This window comes from Pirellulales bacterium (assembly GCA_035533075.1).
Taxonomy (GTDB): domain Bacteria; phylum Planctomycetota; class Planctomycetia; order Pirellulales; family JAICIG01; genus DASSFG01.
In genome coordinates this window covers 1-17,368 of record DATLUO010000196.1, presented here as the reverse complement: position 1 = coordinate 17,368, position 17,368 = coordinate 1, and the positions used below count along the sequence as shown (strand labels likewise).

Below are 17,368 nucleotides of genomic sequence, written 5' to 3'. Positions count from 1 at the left end.
CGGCCGCGCGCGGCCAAAGTGCCGTCGCCAGTCCGGCCGCGCGCGGCCAAAGTGCCGTTGCCAGTCCGGCCGCGCGCAGCCAAAGTGCCGTCGCCAGTTCGGCAGCGCGCTGCCAAAGTGCCGTCGCCGGTTCGGCCGCGCGCTGCCAAAGTGCCGTCGCCAGTTCGGCCGCGCGCGGCCAAAGTGCGGGCCGCAAGCGCGGGCGCACCGGTCCCGTGTCGCGGGCCTCGGGGCCGTTCGTCCGCGAGGCCCGGCGCCGTGGTTAGTGGTTAGTGTTTGGCCTCGGGGCCGTTCGTCCGCGAGGCCCTGCGCCTGGTCCAACCGCAGCCACCGCTGGGTGGCGGCGGCCGGCGCCGCGATGACGCACGTCGTGGCGGCCGGGCACGCGCTGGTCCAGGCGCGCGATCTGTGCGAAGAAGGGGGCTGGCTCCGCTGGTTGCGGAAGAATTTCAAGGGCCCGCTCCACACGGCGCAGCGCTATATGAGGGTCGCGAGGCACTTGCCCGCCAGCGGCATCGATGCGACGCGCGTGTCGCATCGGACGCAGACGGCGCTCTTGCGCGCCCTCCGCGGCGTGGTACTTGCCATCGGAACAAGAATTGAATGCGGTCTTACCGGCAAGTTCGTCGATTCTTGACGATTTTGCACATGCCAGGGTGGGACCAGCGAGCTTGCGAGCGCCGGCCCACCGATACCGCCGCCGTTTTCATGGTGGGCCGGCGCTGGCAAGCTCGCTGGTCCCACCCGACGATGGGCCGTCGATCAATGGAGGGCTGACAGAGCACTAGAACACTCCCGCGATCGGATCGCCTTCGGGCAGAACGAAGTGCGGCCGTCGCTGCGGATTGTAGAGACGCGCGGCCGCGTCGATGCCGATGGCGCGGTAGATCGTGGCGGCCACGTCGCCGGGCGAAAAGCCGGGCGAAAGAGGATACGCGCCCTGTTTGTCGGTGGCGCCGAGCACCTGGCCGGCCCGCACGCCGCCGCCGGCGAAAAAGATCGAGCCTGCCGGCCCCCAATGGTCGCGCCCGCCCAGCTTGTTGATCTTGGGCGTGCGCCCGAACTCGGTGAGAAACACGACCAGCGTCGATGCCAGCAGGCCGCGGCCGTCGAGATCGTTCAGCAAGGCGGCAAAGGCCTTGTCCATGCCCGCCACGTGATAGCCGCGCATCGCCATCTGGCTGATGTGCGGCTGTTTCTGTTCCGGCACGGCGTGGTTGTCCCACAGATTGCCGTATTCCGGGTCATAACCGTAATCGACCAGGACAAAGCGGGCACCGGCTTCGACCAATCGCCGGGCCAGCAGGCATCGCCCGCCAAGCTTGGTGCGGCCATAGGTCTCGCGCAGTACGTCCGATTCTTGCGACAGATCGAATGCCCGGCGGACAGCGGGCGAAGCCAGCAGCTCGAAGGCATTGCGATAATGGCCGTCCATGGCACCGCGTTTCTCCACGTCGCCGACGACTTGTTCCAGCAGCACGCGCAACTGCGACCGTTCGCCCAGCCGGTCGGCGTTCAGGCCTTCGAGAAAGGCCAACGACTTGGGTACGAGGTCTTCGATCGCGATGGGCGAGGGGTTGGCCGATTTCTCGCCCACGGTGAAGTCGGGCTGCTCCGGCTCGCCGCCGACGCAGAAGGGCGCATGTTGTCCGCCCAGCCAGCCGCCCACGAATTCGTTGGTCGGCGGCGGACCGGGACGCGTGACGCCGGGCACGGCGATGTAGCCCGGCAGCCCGTTGCGCGGGCCGTGCAGATAGGAAACGATGGAACCGATGTTCGGCTCGCTGGTGACTTGCTGCATCGTCACCTTGCGGCCGGAAAGGCAATAGGCCTGGCTCAGGAAGTGATCGTTGCTGTCGTGCGAGAAGGACCGCACCAGACAAAACTTGTCGGCGATGCGGGCCAGGTTGGGGCAGCTTTCGGCGAAATGGACGCCGGGCAACTTGGTGGCAATGGCCGAAAGCGTGCCGCGGATTTCTTCGGGGCTTTCCGGCTTCGGATCGAGCGAATCGTGGTGCGTCACGCCTCCGGCCATCCACAGCAACACCACCGACTGGGCCTTCGAGTCGGCCGGCTGCCCCTCGACGTTGGCCCGCGAGACGCCCGGCCAAAGAGACGCCGCAACGCCCACCGGGCCCACGCGCAGCAAATCTCGGCGGCTGAAGGGAAGAAAACGGTGCATGCAGGGTTCAGGGTTCAGGGTTCAGGGTTCAGGGTTCAGGGTTCAGGGTTCAGGGTTCAGTTTGGCGCTTTGGCACCTACGGCTTCGCGCTAGCCCAGCTTGCGCGTCGCTGAACCCTGAACCCTGAACCCTGAACCCTCTCACGCCGGCGCTCGCAAGCTCGCTCGCTCCCACTCTACATCCACTCTTTAATCACCCGACCTTCATTCAGCCGGATGGGCCGCCCATCGGGCGTCATCGTCAGCAGGTCGAGCGGCACGCCCAGCTTTGCGTAGATGGTCGCGGCAACGTCTTCGGTGAAGTATTCGTGGTCCACCGGGCGGCCCCCTTCGTCGTCGGTCTTGCCGAGCACCGAGCCGCCCGGCACTCCCGCGCCGGCCATCAGGATGAAACCGGCATTGGCCCAGTGATCGCGACCGCTGGCCGAGTTGATCTTCGGCGTGCGACCAAAATCGGTCAACCACACCACCAACGTCGTCTCCAGCAAACCGCGCTGCTCCAAATCCGTGAGCAATTCCGGAATCGCCTGGTCCAAGGGCGGCAGCTTGTTCTTCAGCCCGTTGAACAGGTCGGCGTGATGGTCCCAACCGCCATCGCTGACGGTCACAAAACGAACGCCCGACTCGATCAGCCGGCGGGCCAGCAAACAGCTTTGCCCGAAGACCGTGCGGCCGTAGCGATCTCGCAACGCGGCATCTTCGCTGTCGATGTCGAACGCCTTCTTGGTCTCCGGCGCGGTGATCATGTTCAGCGCGGCCCGATAGTGCTCGTCGAGGGCATCGAATGCGGCGGGCTGGGCGGCCGGCGGCGTGACTGCCTGGTCGATCTTACGTTGCAGTGCATCAATGGCGCCGAGCATGCTCCGGCGGCGTTCGATGCGTGTCAGATCGACACCGCCCGGCGGCGTGATGTCACGGACGTTGAAAGGCGTGGCGTTGGGATTGGCGAGCAGCTCGAAGGGATTGTATTCGGCGCCCAGGTAGCCCGCCGTGCCGCCGCCAAACGTGGCGTGATCGACCGCGCCGCCGATCTGAATGAAGGGCGGCATCTTGGTCTTGAAGCCCTTTTGATGCGCCACGATGGAGCCGTAGCAGGGATGGACCACGGCCGGATTGGTATTGTGGCCCGACATCATGTACTGATCGGCCACGCCGTGCCCGGCGTTCCGCGGGTTCCAGCCGCGAAGGACCGCGAACCGCCGCAGCTCTTTGGCCATTCGCGGAACGATCTCCGTACACTTGATGCCCGGCACCGCCGTGTCGATCACTTGGTACGAGCCGCGGACGCTGTCCGGCGCTTCGGGCTTGGGATCGAAAGTATCGTGATGGCTTGTGCCGCCCTGCGTCCAGATGAGGATGCAGTTGACGTCCTTCGCGGCAGTCGGGTTGGCAGCGGCACGGGCGGCCAGCAGGCTGGGCAGCGACAGTCCAACGCCGGCGAGCGTGCCCACCTGCAGGAAATTTCGCCGGTGGATTCCTTCACAATCGCGCGACAAATGTGGCAGCAGCCTGAGCATTATGGTGGGTCCGAAGAGGATGGTGGGGTCGGGTGGGCGGGAACGTTAGGAGGGCAACGCTCATTGTAACCGTTCCGGCCAACGCATCAAGCTTGCGTGATGGGTTCGACGGAAAACGCGATTACGTCACGCGGATCTCGAACCGCGTGCGGAATTGACCGCCCGGTTCGAGCAGCCGCAGGCCCGCGTCGATGCCGGTGGCCTGCAATTCATAAGCGTCGGGCGCGCAGGTGTAAGGCTCGATGCAGACGGCTTCGCCGTGCGGCGGATTGTAGATCACGCACTCCCGAAACGCGGCGTCGAACGTCAGCTCCAGCGTCCGGCCCGTGTGCGGGTCTTCAATCGTGGTCCGCACCACGCCGTCGGCAACGGTCAGGCCCGTGAACACGTCGTCGAGCCGCATGTCGGCGAAGCGCGTCGTGCCCGCCAGGTTGGCTCGCTGGTCGGCCCGCAAACGGCGGCCGGTGGGCAACATGTTTTGCAGTTCCCAGTATTCCGCGGCGGGCACGGTCACGCGGCAGTCGTCCGCGCGGCCGCCGGCGCCGAGCGGCAGTTGAAAGTAGGGATGCAGGCCCAAACCAAACGGCAGCCTGGTGGGCCCGGGGTTCTGCACTTCGATTTGGCAGCTCAGCGTGTTGCCGTTGAGCTCGTAGGTCACCGTCAGGCGGAAGTCGGCGGGCCAACGTTTGACCAGCCCCGGCTCATCGACGGAGGCGTGAAACTCGCCGGTCGTGCGATGCGGCAACATCTCGATGATGCGCCACGGCCGGTTGAGCACGAAGCCATGAATGGCGTTGCCGCGGCCATCGTCGCTGCCCAGCGGATAGGTGTGCCCTTCGTAAGCCAAATGCGAGCCCCGCAGCCGGCCGGGAAAAGGAAAGAGAACCGGAATGCCGCTGTGCGAGGGCCTTGCTTCGCCCGATTCGAACCCCGCCTCGCTCCACAACACGTCGAACGCCTCGCCGCCGACCGCGGGCCGGAAGCGATAGCAATTGAAACCGAACCCGCTCAAGATTTGTGCGGTCGCCCCGGTCTGGGCGTCGGTGATGGTAACGGGCTCCAATTGCATGGCGGCCATCAATATATCGCGGCCGGCAAATTCTGGGAATGGGTGCGGGCCGGCATGGTGCCCCAGATGATCGAACCTTACTTCGGCTCCGCGAACGTTTCGGGATCGACCTGGTCGAGCACCTTGAAGTCCGTCAACTCGGCCTCGAGAAACGTTCGACCATCGCGCTTGGCTGCAACATTCGTCGCCTTTTTGATGCCGTCGAAGTCTTTGAAGTCGCTGTAAGTCGTCTCCTGAGTGAACTCGTCACCGCCGAAGCCCCGCACCTTGGCCACCACCTTCACGGGCAAATGGCTCGTCTTGTCGAAAAGGAGCTTGAAATCGTTGCCGTCGGGCGCCGTCACTTTGATGGCAACCGCATCGGCGTCGCCCACTTTCTCTTCCCCGGCCGGCTCGACCTTGAACTCCGGCGTCTTGAGTGGCAACAGCGTCGCCGCGGCAATCGCTTGCAAATAGACGCTCCGTTTCTCGTTGGCTAGCGCGTCGCCTTCCAGCTCCATGCTCGTGTCGCCGAATTTGCGCCATGCCCGGCCGCCGTTCAGCACGACCACGCCTTTAACCGGATTGCCGCCAAACTCGCCGTCGAACTCCTGGCGGAACCGGTCAAGACCCGCCATCGTCGCATGGGTGGTATAGTTGTTCTCATTGTCGCCGAAGCGGAGCTTGCCCTTCGTTTTCCACGTGAGGGCCTTGGCCGCGCTGAGTCGGGCCTCGCCGCCCAACGCCTGAATCGCTTTGTCGACGAGCGCCTTCGCGTCATTGTCGTCGGCCGAGCGTGCCGAAGGGGCCAGACCGCACACGAAAAGCGTGAGAAGAGAAGCGCAAAGATTGGTTCGCATAAGATCGTCTCGCTTGTGAAAGAAAAGTAGGGACCGCCGGCACGTTCGCCGCGCGCATCGCCATTCTGGCTGCAAGGCCGACGGATAGCAAGCAAACCTGCATTCTGCCGCAACGCGGTGCGATCGAACGTTGGGCGCCCAGACGTGGTGCCGCCCTACGGGAGTTGCCCACGGGCGCGAAGCGATCCGAGAGCAGCCCGCAGGGAAGTGAAAAACTCAAGGCCGGCGGCCGCGAATTCTCCTTGGAGATCGGGGTGGACGGCAGCGCTTGTCGCGCCCGCCGCAAAGTCGTTGGTGTTGGAGCTCACGAAGACGCGGGCGGGAGCGAACGCGGCGTTTTGCAGCCGGCCGCTGAGTTCGAGGCTCTGCTCGAGGTTCATCGAATCCTTGATCTCCTTCTGGTGCGAGGGCCGCCGCTTCGCGATCAACCGCGCGACCGCCCGGTCCAGGCACGCCTGGTCGCGGGCCAATACTACGCTGGGATGGGCGTCATACCGCTAGCACTTCGTCGATGAACCGCGATAGAAGGAGGCTGTCGTCCAAGAGCCGCAAGTTCAGTGCTTTCGCTGATTCCTGCTGCCAGCCGTTCGCGACGAGCCATTGCACAAACGATTCGCCGTCAATTACCGTCTTCGACCGGAAAGCGGCGACGACGAACTCGTGCCATCTCTCGGCTTCCGCGCGGTTGAGTGGCAGCGACTTGCGCGCCTGGTCTGAGAACGCCTTGAGATGGTCGCCAACCCCGCTGGGCAATTCCGCGAAGAAAACATCTTCCGAGGAGGGGAGCCGGAGATTCGCGCCGGCGGCGCGAGCGGCGGGGATGATACCATCGTCCAAGAGGCGGATGATCTCGTTCCACGTGTTGGAAATGTTGGCGGTTGGCCCTGGATAGGGCGAACCGGAAAAGCAGACACGGCCGCCCCGCAACTCCGAGTCCTTGATCCGTTCGAGGCTTAGCGCAGCCCCCTCGTGAGCCGTCGTCGTGTCGGTGGCATACCATGCCGAGCCTTTGTTCACGAGGGACTGAAACGGAGCCAGTTCCATTCCGGCCAGTGGCTTCCAGCCGGACGGCAGGTTTGCATCGAGAGATGCGAGCACTCGGTCAATCTGGTTTGCCGTGCCGCTTACGGCCCAGCGTTGCCATCGCGAAGAAGCTTCTACGGGATCCATAACGAGATTCCTAGGATAAAACCGACCAGCGTTACCCCTTTGCATTATGCACACACGGCGAGGCTATGGTAGGCTGTGAGAACAAATTCCTTGTGACCCCAGAAGATGGAAGACATCTTGCCTGCCAGCCTGTTGATGGGTGCCGGTGTGGGCCTGGGCGCCTACGCCGGCCGCGGCTGGTATTTTCAGGGCCTCGACTATCTGGAGCGCGATTTCGCCGACAAGCTTCGCACTCTGCGGCGGCCGGTAACGGGCTTGCGGCGCTGGTTGATCTCCTGGACGATCTTGACCGCCGCGGTGTGCGTCGTGCTGGTGGTTTTCGACAGCCCGGTCTTCGCCGTGCTGGCCGTCGTGCTGCTGCTGGCGTTTCCCTGGTATCTGCTGCGCCGGCTGGCCGAAGAGCGGAAGCGGCGAATCGAAGACCAGTTGGCCGATGCGATGGTGGCCCTCAGCGGCGCGCTCAAGGCCGGCCTGTCGCTGGCGCAATCGTTGGAGATTCTGGCCACGCAGTGCCCGCGGCCCATCTCCGAAGAGTTTCGCCAGATTGTGGGGGAATACGACCTGGGCAAGCCGCTGGTGCAAACGTTGACCGAAGCCAAGGCCCGGCTGCGGAGCGAGAACTTTTCGCTGTTTGCCGCGGCCATGTTGGCCAGCCACGACAGCGGCGGCCGGCTGAACGAAACCGTCGATCGCATCGCCCATTCGGTGCTGGAGCTGCAGCGCTTGGAGCGAAAGTTGCTCAGCGAGACGGCCCAGGCCCGCAAGTCGGCCACGTACATGGCGCTGATGCCCCTGTTTGTGCTGATCGCGTATTACTTCATCGATCCCGACAACACGCTGCGATTGTTCGACACGCTGCCCGGCGAGTTGATGCTGGCGGCGGCGGTGTTGCTGAACCTGGTTGCGTATCTGTGGGCCCGCAAGATTTTGACGCCGGATATATAGACGATGCCCTCCCTCCCAGCACTTCTGGCGGACATCGGCCACGGCCTGGACGTGGCGGCCTCGCTGCTGGCGGGCGTCGCCGTGGCCGTCCTGGTGCGCTGGCTGTTTGCGGCGTTGACCAGCGAAGATTTGCAACAAGGCCACGAATGGCGGTACGACGTGAGCCGCATCAACGAGCTGCGGCAGCTCGATCCGCTCTATCGCTTGCTGCAACCGCTGGTCGAAGCGCTCGCCCGCTTCAATCGCGCCGCCTTTCGCGACCAGTTGCCCGAGATTCAGCGTCAGGTTTTCGCGGCGGGCCTGCCTCGCTTCTGGCTCGCCGAAGAGTATCTGGCCCGTGCTGAAACGATCGCCTTGCTGCTGACGCCGTTCTATCTCTACGTCTTCGTAAGCTGGTTTGGCCCGGACGGGGCGTTGTTGACCATCGCGGCCGCGCCGTTGACGGTTTACCTGCTGCGGCGCCGCCTGGCGGGCCGCGCGAATTGCCGGCTCGTGCTCATCAAGCGGCGGCTTCCGTATTTGCTCGACCTGCTCACGCTGCTCATGGAAGCGGGCGCCACCTTTTTGCAGGCCCTGGAGCAATCGGTGCATGAGTTGGAAGGACATCCGGTGGCGGTCGAGTTCAGCCGGGTGCTGGCCGACATGAGCATGGGCAAGACGCGCACCGAGGCGTTGGAAAGCCTGCGTGCCCGGCTCAGCGACGACGACGTGACCAGCGTCGTCGGCTCGATCATCCAGGGCGAAGAGTTGGGCACGCCGCTGGCACGCGTCTTCCGCACGCAGGCCGACGTGCTGCGAATCAAACGCACGCAGCGGGCCGAGGGAATTGCCGGCGAGGCAGGCGTGAAGATGTTGTTGCCCGGCATTCTCATCATGGCCTCGACCTCGCTGATCATTCTGGGGCCGTTTGTGATGAATTACCTTTTCTCCGGCTTTTCGCTGTAGTGCGCATTCAGGTATGCTATCAACGAACAGAATCGGCCTCAAGATTGATGCAGCGATGTCGATGACGGTGGCTTGCCCCGGATGCGCGATGCGGCTCTCGATCGCGCCTGAGTTGTTGGGACAGGTGCTGGTCTGCCCGCATTGTTCGAGCCAGTTTCAAGTCGCGGCGGGCGCCGCCGCCGGGCAGCCGACCGCGGCACCGCCGCCCGCCGCACCGACGCCGGTCTGGCGCGGCGATCCAGACATGCTTGCCGCCGGCCTCAAATTGAACGATCCGCCCCCGCCCGCGCCGCGGCCCCAGGTCGCCGTTCCGCGGTTCAAGCCGGTCGATCCGTCGGCGGCGGCCGTATCGCTGACCCAGAACGGAACGCTGCCCGAATTAAGCCTGGCCGATGCGAAACACCCGCCCAAGGCCGCGGTGCAAGCGGAGAAGCAGCCGCAGACGCTGATGCTGACCGTCCTCGTGGCGATTAGTTTGACGCTGTCGGTCTGCTTATCGTTCGTCGATTTCTCGCCAGGCACCGGCAACGCGACCACGCGGGAGCAGGCCCGGTACCAGATCGCGGGTTTCTATGGGCAGGCCAACGCGCCGCTCGAGCCCTATCAACTGTTGCTGCGCGATGCACAGCGGGCGCACTCCCGCGGCGACCGTGCCACAGAGCGGGCCAAGTATCGCGAAGTATTGCGGCGGCTGCGCGCCGAGAACCGTTCGGCCAGCCTGACCGAGACGCGTGATGGCGATCACGAGCTGGAGGCCGCCATTGCGATCGTGCTCGGCGACGAGTGAGACGTGTCGCCGGCCAGAACGGTCAGAATCGCCCGGCAAAAGTCGGGCAAATCGTCGGGCTTGCGGCTGGAAACAAAGTGACGGTCGACCACCACGGCGGCATCTTCCCATTGGGCGCCCGCGTTGACGAGGTCGTCCTTGATGCCCGGCGAACCGGTGACGCGCACACCGCGATACACGCCGGCCGAGACCGGGATCCAGCCGCCGTGACAAATCGCCGCCACCAGCTTGCGCGAGGTGGCGAACTGCCGCACGAGGTCGAGCACCTTGGGATCGCGCCGCAGCTTGTCGGGCATGAACCCGCCCGGCACGATCACGCCATCGAAGTCGGCCGCGTCCATGTCACGGATGGCGGCGTCCGAAACGCACGGGTAGCTGTGCTTGCCACGATATTTTTGTTCGGCTTCGGGACCGGCCACCACCACGTGGGCGCCCGCTTCGATCATCCGCAGCTTCGGATACCACAGCTCCAAGTCTTCGTACACGTCGTCGACGAACATCAATAAGCGCCGCTCGGCTAACGGCCGATCATGACTGGCTGGCATGGCGAGTTCTCCCGATAAGGTCTTCGATATAGTTTACCGGCTTTGCTGCGACATGCGGAGGGTGGCTGGGGCAGAGCTTGGCCGCGACGGGCCCGGACGTGCGTTAAGCGATACGGCCAAGCGATGCCCCGGTCAGACGCGCCGAGTCATCGCCTAGCCACCGACCGCCTACCGCGGGCCAGCCACCGCTGCTACCATACCCCTCATGCCGAACCAACTGTTCGCCAGAAAATCGCTCGACAACCTGGTCCACGAGATGGCCGGCGAGCACCGCCTGCGCCGCGCGCTCGGTCCCGTGGCGCTGACGGCGATGGGAGTGGGGGCCATCATCGGCGCGGGCATCTTCGTGCTGGTCGGCGAAGCCGCCAGGCACACGGCCGGCCCGGCCTTGATGCTCTCCTTCGTGGTGGCGGGCATCGCCTGCGTGTTCGCCGCGCTGTGCTATGCGGAGTTCGCCTCCATGGCGCCGGTCGCCGGCTCCGCCTACACCTACGCCTACATGACCCTGGGCGAACTTTTCGCCTGGATCATCGGCTGGGACCTGGTTTTGGAATATGCCGTGGGCGCCGCCACCGTCGCCCACGGCTGGTCGAGTTACCTGCGCGACCTGTTGAAGGCCAACAATATCTACTTGCCCCTCGCGATTTCCGGGCCCCCCATCAAGTTCGACCAAGGGCACTACGTGGCCACGGGCAGCCTGTTTGACGGGCTGGCCCTGGCCGTGGTCGTGGCCATCACGGCCATTCTGGTGTTGGGCATCCGCGAAAGTGCCCGCTTCAACGCGACCATGGTCGTGCTGAAATTGGCCATCGTGCTGTTCGTCATCGCCGTCGGATCCTGGTGGATCGACCCGGACAACTGGCATCCGTTCGCACCCTATGGCTACTCCGGCTTGAGCTTCTTCGGCATCACCATTCTCGGCGAGATCGGAGAAAAAGGAAAACCGGTCGGCATGCTGGCCGGCGCGTCGATCATCTTCTTCGCCTACATCGGCTTCGACGCCATTTCGACGCAAGCCGAGGAAGCGAAGGACCCCAAGCGCGACTTGCCGATCGGCATTATCGCTTCGCTGCTGATTTGCACCACGCTCTATATCGCCATGGCGGCGGTGATTACCGGGATGGTGCCCTACCAGGAAATCGACGTGAACGCACCGGTATCGGCGGCATTTGGCAGAATCGGCATCGACTGGGCGCAAAAGCTGATTGCCGTGGGCGCCGTGGCGGGCATCACTTCCGTACTCTTGGTGATGATGCTCAGCCAACCGCGCGTGCTGCTGGCGATGGCCCGCGACGGACTGTTGCCCGCCAGTTTCTTCGCCGCGATCCATCCCCGCTTTCAAACTCCCTGGAAGTCGACGATCGTCACGGGCATCGTGGTGGCGACGATGGGGTCGCTGCTGCCGATCGACATCCTCTCCGAGTTGGTCAATATCGGCACGTTGCTGGCGTTCGCCATCGTCTGCGCGGCGGTGCTCATCATGCGGCGCACCGATCCCGACGCGCCGCGGCCCTTTCGGGCGCCGCTGGTGCCGTTGGTGCCGATTCTGGGCATCCTGTTTTGCCTGGTGCTGATGTTCTCGCTCCCCTGGGAGAACTGGCTGCGGTTGGCCGTCTGGCTGGCCGTGGGAATGGTGATTTACTTCTGCTACGGGCGTTTTCACAGCCGGCTGGCGCTAGAGTTGAAGCGCGAGATCGCCACGCACGGCGTTTCGCCCGCCGGCGTGCCGGTCGACGAACCGTGACGTGGTATGCTTGGTCCCCGAGTCCATCCCCGAGCTGATCGTCAACTCGCCCTTTCGCTCGCTGCGATAGGAGCGGTTCGACAGGATCGGGCGGTGGATCTCGTCGCGCCTGCGGTTTCGCGGCCCGCGGTGACGGCGGCGGAGCCGGGCCGTCACTTTTTGGCCAGCGGCCCGACCGGCCGGAAGTGCTTTTCTTGGGCAACGGCGACGGCCCGCCCGGCACGGTCGGCGCGGCGTGGCGCAGCCCGGACGCAAGCACTACCAGTCGGGCGGCCACGTCTGGCAGGGTCGTTTCAAGAGCCCCGTGATCGAAAATGGCGAGCACCTGCTGACGGTGCTGCGTTACATCGAGGCCAATCCGTTGCGGGCCAGGATCGTCGAGCGTGCGGAAGACTACCGTTGGACCAGTTACCGCGCGCACGGCGGCCGAGAAGCGGACGAGTGAGGCTGCGGATGGGACGACGACTTCCTCATCGAAGTCCTCACGGGACAAGGGACTTAGTGTGCGCCGGCCGTGGGGCAGAGCCGCGCCGATTGGGGAGTTCCGCGCAAATCGCTCCGTCGCGGCGATGCCCCGGTAGCGCCACCACCGGGGCATCGCTGGCCAGCGGCGCGTATCGCAAGGGCCGGATCGATCTCGGCCAGCTTCTGCCCCAGCCACCGACGATTGCGTGCGGTATAGCAACGTGGCGGGTGGTTGTCTTAAAAGATTGGAAGGCTGTAAACCGGTCGAGCAGCATGACAAGTTTCATGCCGCTGCTAGCTAGCACGCCCTGGCCGGCGCCCAGTCTGCGGCAAGGGGATCTCCGCAACTTCGACAGCACGTCGGCATACCAGTTGCGGCGTGACCGGAACTGCCAGGATGACTGGAATCTACGAGTGGTCTAATTACACATTTCAACCAAGAGCACAATTCGTGAAACCGTCCAGCGGACAAATTCTCGACAATACCGGTCCTCCACCCCTGGCCGGTGACGCTGCCCTATTGAACGAGGGATTCCACAAGGTTGCTAGAATGACCGCGTGCGTTGTTGGCATGCCGTGGTCGTTCGCGGCGGCCATCCTGGTACTGCTGATCTGGGCGACCACCGGTCCCTATTTTGGCTACTCCGATGCTTGGCAGCTCACGCTCAACACGGGCACGTCGATCGCCACCTTCCTGATCGTGTTTTTGATTCAAAATACCCAGAACAGAGACGCCCGCGCCATGCACCTGAAGCTCGATGAGCTGTTGCGAGCGGTCGCCGAAGCCCGCAATGGGTTAATCGCCCTGGAGAATCTATCCGACGAACAATTGAAGAAACTCGGTGTTGAATTCCACCACTTGTCTCACGGTGGGCACACCGTCGGCCGGGAGGGGACCCACAGGCCAGCCGTCTGAAACCGCACGCAGCCACCCGGTCAGCGCGGGAGATCGGCATCACGGGCGGCGCGCCGCTCACGGATGCGATCGCGGATCGGTTCTCCCTGCACTTCCACATCCACCCCACCATTCGGTGCCACATCGACGCCGACATGGTCGCGACCATCCACGGGGCCGGCGGGTGCATTCGGCCGGTCGGCACCGACGTCAACTCTCGTCTTCGCAGATTGATCCCGCGGCGGAGCTGGTGCGGTGGTCGTGGTGGTTGTGGTCGTTGTACGTTCGGTCGTGCGCGCCCCTGAGGTACGGGTGCCTCCATTTTCGTTGCAGCCGGACGACATCAAGCCGAGCGGCAGAAACAGCGCGGCCCATCTTAGCGATCGTTTCATCTTATCTCACTCCCTTGTCTCGTGGCCCCTTTCTCGGTGCCGCTCGTTAAGGCATCGGGCGCCTGAACCCGCCGGCCAGCAGGCTGACGATAAAGAGCACCAAGAACACGAAGAACAAGATTTTGGCGATGCCCACGGCGGCTCCGGCGATACCGAAAAAGCCGAACACCCCGGCTACAATCGCCACGATCAGAAAAAGTGCAGCCCAGTACAACATGACCGTCTCCTCATTCGTTTGCAGGTTTGGAACTGGTTGTGGTCGGTCGACGTGTCGGTCGACCAAGCCGCCGAAGTGAAACGCACTTGCCGTGCCAATCGCCGGTGAGCTGAACCACCTTAGTTGTCGCGGCCTCGTCGAGCGCGTTTGCTCCTGCTCTTGGCGGCTCCGAGCTGGCGCTGAAGGCGTTCTTCGAGAAGGGCAAGGACCGACGCTTCCTCGCCGGAAAGACGCGATATAGAGCGCCGCAATTCTTGCTCGGCCCTTCGCTTCAGCGTCTCGACGAGCGTGCGGTCGAGATAAGCGTCGATCACCGCCGGATGGATGTAGCACTTGCGGCAGACGGCCTTGGTGTTGCCCAGTCGCTGGGCGACGCGCTCAATGGCGCTGGTGATGTTGCGCTTGGCCGCCGCTTCCGAGTCGAATTCTTCGAATTCTTGCAAGGCCTGCGCCGCGAGCGACGTGCCTGCCCAGGTGCGAAAATCTTTGGCCGTAAAATCGCGGCCCGATATTTCTCGCAGATAATCGTTCACATCGCCTGAGTCCACGTCATGAACTTCGCCGTCGTCGCCCACGTAAGCAAAGAGTTCCTGTCCCGGCAGATCCTGGCATTTGCGCACAATGCGCGCCAACCGCCGGTCGTACACGTCGATCTCCCGCTCCTTGCCGCTCTTGCCGCGAAAATCGAAGTGCAACCGGTTGCCCCGCACGCGCACGTGGCGATTGCGAATCGTCGTCAGCCCGAACGAGTTGTTCTGTCTGGCGTACTCTTCGTTACCGATGCGGATCAAGGTGGTTTCGAGCAGACGCACGATCGCGGCCAGCACCTTCACTCGGGGCAGGCCACTTTGTGCCAGATCGCGCCGCAAACGACGTCGAATCCGCGGCAACGCTCCGGCGAACTCGATTAATCGCGAATACTTGTTCTCATCGCGCACCTCGCGCCACCGCGGATGATAACGGTACTGCTTGCGCCCACGCGCGTCGCGGCCGGTGGCTTGCAAATGGCCCTCGGCGAGCGGACAGATCCAAACGTCGGTCCAAGCGGGTGGAATGGCAAGCGAACGGATGCGCGCCAGCGTTTCGCCGTCGCGCACCCGTCGGCCACCCGGCGTCAAGTAGCGAAAGCCAGCCCCCGACCGTCGCCTCCGAATGCCGGGACGTCGATCGTTGACATATCTCAGGCCGGCGGCGCGGGCCGCGTCGCCCGGCCCAACGTCGATCGTTTGGCGGTCCTGCACCGTTGCTCAATCAAGCTATCGCCCCATCAGCAGATAGAGGACGACCAAGATGGGCAAGGGCACGCCGAGTAGCCAGAGAACCGCCCAGCCGACCTTGCCGGTGCGTTCGTTCAACTCTTCCAGTTTGTCCTTGGCCTTGTCGACGACATGTTCGACCTTCTGTTTCACTTTGCCGGCCGCTTGATCAGTTTTGCCTTCTCGGCGGAGGTGGTCATTGTCGGCCACCGCTCCGGCGGCTTCCTTGACGCGGCCCTTCAATTCATCGGTTTTACCTGACATCAGAAGAACTCCTTAAAAGTAGGTTTGCTGCTTCGTCCCTGCGAAGCGTTGAGCAAAGACCAGGCCGTTCACGGCGCCTTCTACTGTAGGGGCGACAGAGGTGCAAACCGCTTTGAACTGCTGGTTCGCCACGGGCATGGTTATTGCTCGCTCATCGTCGAAGTCCCTCGATGCCCGTGGCGGAGAGGTTGGTTATGCGCGTCTGAAGCGCGCGATGGCTGGTTGGCGCAATACGCGCCCTAATCAAAGGAGGACAATATGGCGGCTTCATCATGGTTCGGAAAAATGTTAGGGATGTCACTGACGCTCGACAACCTGGAGGATCTGCTGATTCAACAATTGCAAGACCTTTACAGCGCTGAAGAGCAGCTCATCTCGGCGATTCCCAAGATGGCTGAGGCGGCGTTCAGCTCGCAACTGAAGTCGGCGTTCGAAACGCACCTGCAAGAGACGCGTCGCCAGAAGGAACGGCTGGAGCGGGCGTTTCAGTTGTTGGGCCAGGATGCCGTGGCGGAAAAATGCCAGGCCATGGCGGGACTGATCTCGGAGGGGTCCGAGATCATCCAGGCCACGGGCGACCCGGAGGTGAAAGACGCGGCGTTGATCGCGGCGGCGCAACGCGTCGAGCATTACGAGATTGCCGGCTACGGCTGCGCTCGCACGTTTGCTCGACATTTGCACCGCGAGGATGTCGCCGCCATCTTGCAGCAGAACCTGGAGGAGGAAAGCCGCACGGACGACCTGCTGACCCAGATCGCCGAAAGCTCAGTCAACGCGGTGGCCGCACACGCGTGAGGCACCTCCGGTATGTGACGCTCTCGACTTGACGGCCACGGCCGCGTTCGGCGCGGCCGTGGCCGCGACTCGATTCTCGCGTCGCTGCGCATTACGGCATCCACTTCGTGAACATCAAAAAGAAGCTGATCAGCGCCCACCACGACTATCAACTCTACACGGTTGACGCCACGGCGCTGCGCACCAGCGCGGAAGGAAATGAAGAGTTCGGCAATTTCGCCACGCAGGAGGAATTTCCGCACCTCATCGGCAAGAATGAAATCTGGGTGGCCGACAAGCTGTTGGAGCGGGAAGGACTCTTCTACCAGGTTAACGCACTGGCGCGGCTCAGCGGCCAGGCCCGCGGCCAAAGCAAGGAAACTGCCTACGAAACCGGCCTCGTTGTCGAGCGCTATCTGCGAGAGCGACTGACGGGCATCAAATACCGCGACGGCAAACCTCATCGCCGCGTTCCGGAAACAATCCACGTCGAACGCTACGTAGAGATTCCCGACGGGTTCCAAACGATTCACGTCTGGCGCATCGACGGCCACTTGGCGCGGTGTTACTACAAGACGGATTACACCGAGGGAGGGCACGGCTACGTCTATCCCTGGTGCCCCAAGAGTCAGATCTGGATCGAGAAAGATATTCATCCGTCCGAGCTTCCGTTCATCGTCGCTCACGAGTACACCGAGCTGCGATTGATGCGCGACTGCAATTTCGATTACGACAAGGCGCACGAGATTTGTTCCAAGATCGAGTTCGACCTGCGCTGGCGACGACCTGTGGAGGACTTTTTGGCGTCGCGCCGCCATAAGCTCGACAAGGGCGACGTGCCAAAGCTCACCTCGCCCGAATTCTTCCAATACGTTCTCAAGAAATACGTGCGGTAGGTTGTCCGTGTGTGCCTAAAGGAGGCAAAGTCGGTGTTCATCGTTGTGCTTCGTTTGGCGCGAATTGGCCATCTTCGAAATGCCCGGAAGGCGCCGTTGTAGAACCGGATGTCGTCGCATTCCGTCGCGGAAGCGCAAATGCTTTGGCAATAAGGGTTTGTGCCTTATCCGTTGGAGGGGTGTCATCCGTCATCCTGCTCACTTTGGCAGCGCGCTGCCAAAGTGCCTGCGGCGCGTTCGTCTCCGGCGGCACGCGCCTGTCGCATGGGCACGGAGTCAACGGCTTTCCTCTCGCGGAGCGAAAGGGCGACGGTTGGCACTTTGGCTGCGCGCAGCCAAAGTGCCTGCGGCCCGTTCGTCACCGGCGGCACGCGCCTGTCGCATGGGCACGGAGTCAACGGCTTTCCTCTCGCGGAGCGAAAGGGCGACGGTTGGCACTTTGGCTGCGCGCAGCCAAAGTGCCTGCG

21 protein-coding genes are annotated in these 17,368 nt (G+C 63.5%); 9 read left to right on the top strand and 12 right to left on the bottom strand.

All coding sequences use genetic code 11. The features are described from left to right. Positions 1–196, bottom strand: a 196-nt coding sequence (locus VNH11_25650) for a hypothetical protein (GenBank protein HVA49778.1), incomplete at its 3' end; no start/stop codon positions are given. 162 nt (positions 197–358) lie between these two features. Here VNH11_25650 and VNH11_25645 point away from each other — a divergent pair. After that, positions 359–637, top strand: coding sequence for a DUF3102 domain-containing protein (locus VNH11_25645; GenBank protein ID HVA49777.1), 279 nt, complete (start codon positions 359–361; stop codon positions 635–637). A gap of 147 nt (positions 638–784) precedes the next feature. Here the strand turns inward: VNH11_25645 and VNH11_25640 are convergent, their stop codons facing one another. From VNH11_25640 to VNH11_25615, 6 genes are all read right to left on the bottom strand, one after another. After that, positions 785–2,182, bottom strand: coding sequence for a DUF1501 domain-containing protein (locus VNH11_25640; GenBank protein HVA49776.1), 1,398 nt, complete (start codon positions 2,180–2,182; stop codon positions 785–787). 175 nt (positions 2,183–2,357) lie between these two features. Further along, positions 2,358–3,698: a DUF1501 domain-containing protein gene (locus tag VNH11_25635; protein ID HVA49775.1), complete on the bottom strand. Its 1,341-nt coding sequence runs from the start codon at positions 3,696–3,698 to the stop codon at positions 2,358–2,360. Between the two features lie 121 nt (positions 3,699–3,819). Next, positions 3,820–4,767 carry an aldose 1-epimerase gene (locus tag VNH11_25630; protein ID HVA49774.1) on the bottom strand — a complete coding sequence of 316 codons (948 nt, stop codon included), beginning with the start codon at positions 4,765–4,767 and terminating at the stop codon, positions 3,820–3,822. Between the two features lie 77 nt (positions 4,768–4,844). Then, complete coding sequence (locus tag VNH11_25625) at positions 4,845–5,606, bottom strand: hypothetical protein (GenBank protein HVA49773.1); 762 nt, start codon at positions 5,604–5,606, stop codon at positions 4,845–4,847. A gap of 155 nt (positions 5,607–5,761) precedes the next feature. After that, complete coding sequence (locus VNH11_25620; protein HVA49772.1) at positions 5,762–6,076, bottom strand: hypothetical protein; 315 nt, start codon at positions 6,074–6,076, stop codon at positions 5,762–5,764. Between the two features lie 19 nt (positions 6,077–6,095). Further along, on the bottom strand, positions 6,096–6,776 hold the full coding sequence (locus VNH11_25615; GenBank protein HVA49771.1) for a hypothetical protein: 681 nt from the start codon (positions 6,774–6,776) through the stop codon (positions 6,096–6,098). A 117-nt stretch (positions 6,777–6,893) separates the two neighbouring features. On the opposite strand from VNH11_25615, the gene VNH11_25610 reads away from it, so the two are divergent. The 3 genes from VNH11_25610 (at position 6,894) to VNH11_25600 (ending at position 9,453) form a co-directional block, all read left to right on the top strand. After that, on the top strand, positions 6,894–7,721 hold the full coding sequence (locus tag VNH11_25610; GenBank protein HVA49770.1) for a type II secretion system F family protein: 828 nt from the start codon (positions 6,894–6,896) through the stop codon (positions 7,719–7,721). A gap of 3 nt (positions 7,722–7,724) precedes the next feature. Beyond that, the gene (locus VNH11_25605) at positions 7,725–8,666 is read left to right on the top strand and encodes a type II secretion system F family protein (GenBank protein HVA49769.1); all 942 of its coding nucleotides are present in this window, start codon (positions 7,725–7,727) and stop codon (positions 8,664–8,666) included. Between the two features lie 88 nt (positions 8,667–8,754). Then, the gene (locus tag VNH11_25600) at positions 8,755–9,453 is read left to right on the top strand and encodes a hypothetical protein (GenBank protein HVA49768.1); all 699 of its coding nucleotides are present in this window, start codon (positions 8,755–8,757) and stop codon (positions 9,451–9,453) included. Here VNH11_25600 and VNH11_25595 read toward each other — a convergent pair. Further along, entirely contained in the window at positions 9,408–9,998 is a 591-nt protein-coding gene (locus VNH11_25595) for a type 1 glutamine amidotransferase domain-containing protein (protein ID HVA49767.1), read from the bottom strand. The two genes, VNH11_25600 and VNH11_25595, sit on opposite strands and share 46 nt — an antisense overlap. A 205-nt stretch (positions 9,999–10,203) precedes the next feature. Here VNH11_25595 and VNH11_25590 point away from each other — a divergent pair, with 205 nt between their 5' ends. From VNH11_25590 to VNH11_25580, 3 genes are all read left to right on the top strand, one after another. Beyond that, positions 10,204–11,742, top strand: coding sequence for an amino acid permease (locus VNH11_25590; protein HVA49766.1), 1,539 nt, complete (start codon positions 10,204–10,206; stop codon positions 11,740–11,742). A 235-nt stretch (positions 11,743–11,977) separates the two neighbouring features. Further along, the gene (locus VNH11_25585) at positions 11,978–12,187 is read left to right on the top strand and encodes a hypothetical protein (GenBank protein ID HVA49765.1); all 210 of its coding nucleotides are present in this window, start codon (positions 11,978–11,980) and stop codon (positions 12,185–12,187) included. Positions 12,188–12,604: 417 nt separating this feature from the next. Beyond that, a complete protein-coding gene (locus VNH11_25580) occupies positions 12,605–13,123 on the top strand; it encodes a low affinity iron permease family protein (GenBank protein HVA49764.1) in 519 nt (172 codons plus the stop codon). A gap of 20 nt (positions 13,124–13,143) precedes the next feature. Here VNH11_25580 and VNH11_25575 read toward each other — a convergent pair whose 3' ends face one another. The 4 genes from VNH11_25575 to VNH11_25560 all read right to left on the bottom strand — a co-directional run bounded on the left by VNH11_25575 (position 13,144) and on the right by VNH11_25560 (position 15,231). Beyond that, positions 13,144–13,494: a hypothetical protein gene (locus VNH11_25575; protein ID HVA49763.1), complete on the bottom strand. Its 351-nt coding sequence runs from the start codon at positions 13,492–13,494 to the stop codon at positions 13,144–13,146. Positions 13,495–13,540: 46 nt separating this feature from the next. Continuing rightward, positions 13,541–13,711: a DUF1328 domain-containing protein gene (locus VNH11_25570; GenBank protein HVA49762.1), complete on the bottom strand. Its 171-nt coding sequence runs from the start codon at positions 13,709–13,711 to the stop codon at positions 13,541–13,543. 119 nt (positions 13,712–13,830) lie between these two features. Beyond that, a complete protein-coding gene (locus VNH11_25565) occupies positions 13,831–14,952 on the bottom strand; it encodes a hypothetical protein (protein ID HVA49761.1) in 1,122 nt (373 codons plus the stop codon). 15 nt (positions 14,953–14,967) lie between these two features. Continuing rightward, the gene (locus VNH11_25560) at positions 14,968–15,231 is read right to left on the bottom strand and encodes a CsbD family protein (GenBank protein ID HVA49760.1); all 264 of its coding nucleotides are present in this window, start codon (positions 15,229–15,231) and stop codon (positions 14,968–14,970) included. Between the two features lie 258 nt (positions 15,232–15,489). Between VNH11_25560 and VNH11_25555 the strand changes: the two genes are divergently transcribed. Further along, positions 15,490–16,026 (top strand): ferritin-like domain-containing protein, encoded by a 537-nt coding sequence (locus VNH11_25555; GenBank protein ID HVA49759.1) that lies wholly within the window; start codon positions 15,490–15,492, stop codon positions 16,024–16,026. A 107-nt stretch (positions 16,027–16,133) separates the two neighbouring features. After that, on the top strand, positions 16,134–16,901 hold the full coding sequence (locus VNH11_25550) for a hypothetical protein (protein ID HVA49758.1): 768 nt from the start codon (positions 16,134–16,136) through the stop codon (positions 16,899–16,901). Positions 16,902–17,368 lie beyond the last annotated feature (467 nt).

Excerpts from the sequence above, each read along its gene's own strand:
- VNH11_25555 (HVA49759.1), top strand. The coding sequence starts at position 15,490 with ATGGCGGCTTCATCATGGTTCGGAAAAATGTTAGGGATGTCACTGACG.
- VNH11_25600 (HVA49768.1), top strand. The coding sequence starts at position 8,755 with ATGCGGCTCTCGATCGCGCCTGAGTTGTTGGGACAGGTGCTGGTCTGC.
- VNH11_25630 (HVA49774.1), bottom strand. The coding sequence starts at position 4,767 with ATGCAATTGGAGCCCGTTACCATCACCGACGCCCAGACCGGGGCGACC.
- VNH11_25575 (HVA49763.1), bottom strand. The coding sequence starts at position 13,494 with ATGAAACGATCGCTAAGATGGGCCGCGCTGTTTCTGCCGCTCGGCTTG.
- VNH11_25590 (HVA49766.1), top strand. The coding sequence starts at position 10,204 with ATGCCGAACCAACTGTTCGCCAGAAAATCGCTCGACAACCTGGTCCAC.
- VNH11_25615 (HVA49771.1), bottom strand. The coding sequence starts at position 6,776 with ATGGATCCCGTAGAAGCTTCTTCGCGATGGCAACGCTGGGCCGTAAGC.
- VNH11_25635 (HVA49775.1), bottom strand. The coding sequence starts at position 3,698 with ATGCTCAGGCTGCTGCCACATTTGTCGCGCGATTGTGAAGGAATCCAC.
- VNH11_25595 (HVA49767.1), bottom strand. The coding sequence starts at position 9,998 with ATGCCAGCCAGTCATGATCGGCCGTTAGCCGAGCGGCGCTTATTGATG.
- VNH11_25580 (HVA49764.1), top strand. The coding sequence starts at position 12,605 with ATGACTGGAATCTACGAGTGGTCTAATTACACATTTCAACCAAGAGCA.
- VNH11_25625 (HVA49773.1), bottom strand. The coding sequence starts at position 5,606 with ATGCGAACCAATCTTTGCGCTTCTCTTCTCACGCTTTTCGTGTGCGGT.
- VNH11_25640 (HVA49776.1), bottom strand. The coding sequence starts at position 2,182 with ATGCACCGTTTTCTTCCCTTCAGCCGCCGAGATTTGCTGCGCGTGGGC.
- VNH11_25570 (HVA49762.1), bottom strand. The coding sequence starts at position 13,711 with ATGTTGTACTGGGCTGCACTTTTTCTGATCGTGGCGATTGTAGCCGGG.
- VNH11_25560 (HVA49760.1), bottom strand. The coding sequence starts at position 15,231 with ATGTCAGGTAAAACCGATGAATTGAAGGGCCGCGTCAAGGAAGCCGCC.
- VNH11_25605 (HVA49769.1), top strand. The coding sequence starts at position 7,725 with ATGCCCTCCCTCCCAGCACTTCTGGCGGACATCGGCCACGGCCTGGAC.
- VNH11_25645 (HVA49777.1), top strand. The coding sequence starts at position 359 with ATGACGCACGTCGTGGCGGCCGGGCACGCGCTGGTCCAGGCGCGCGAT.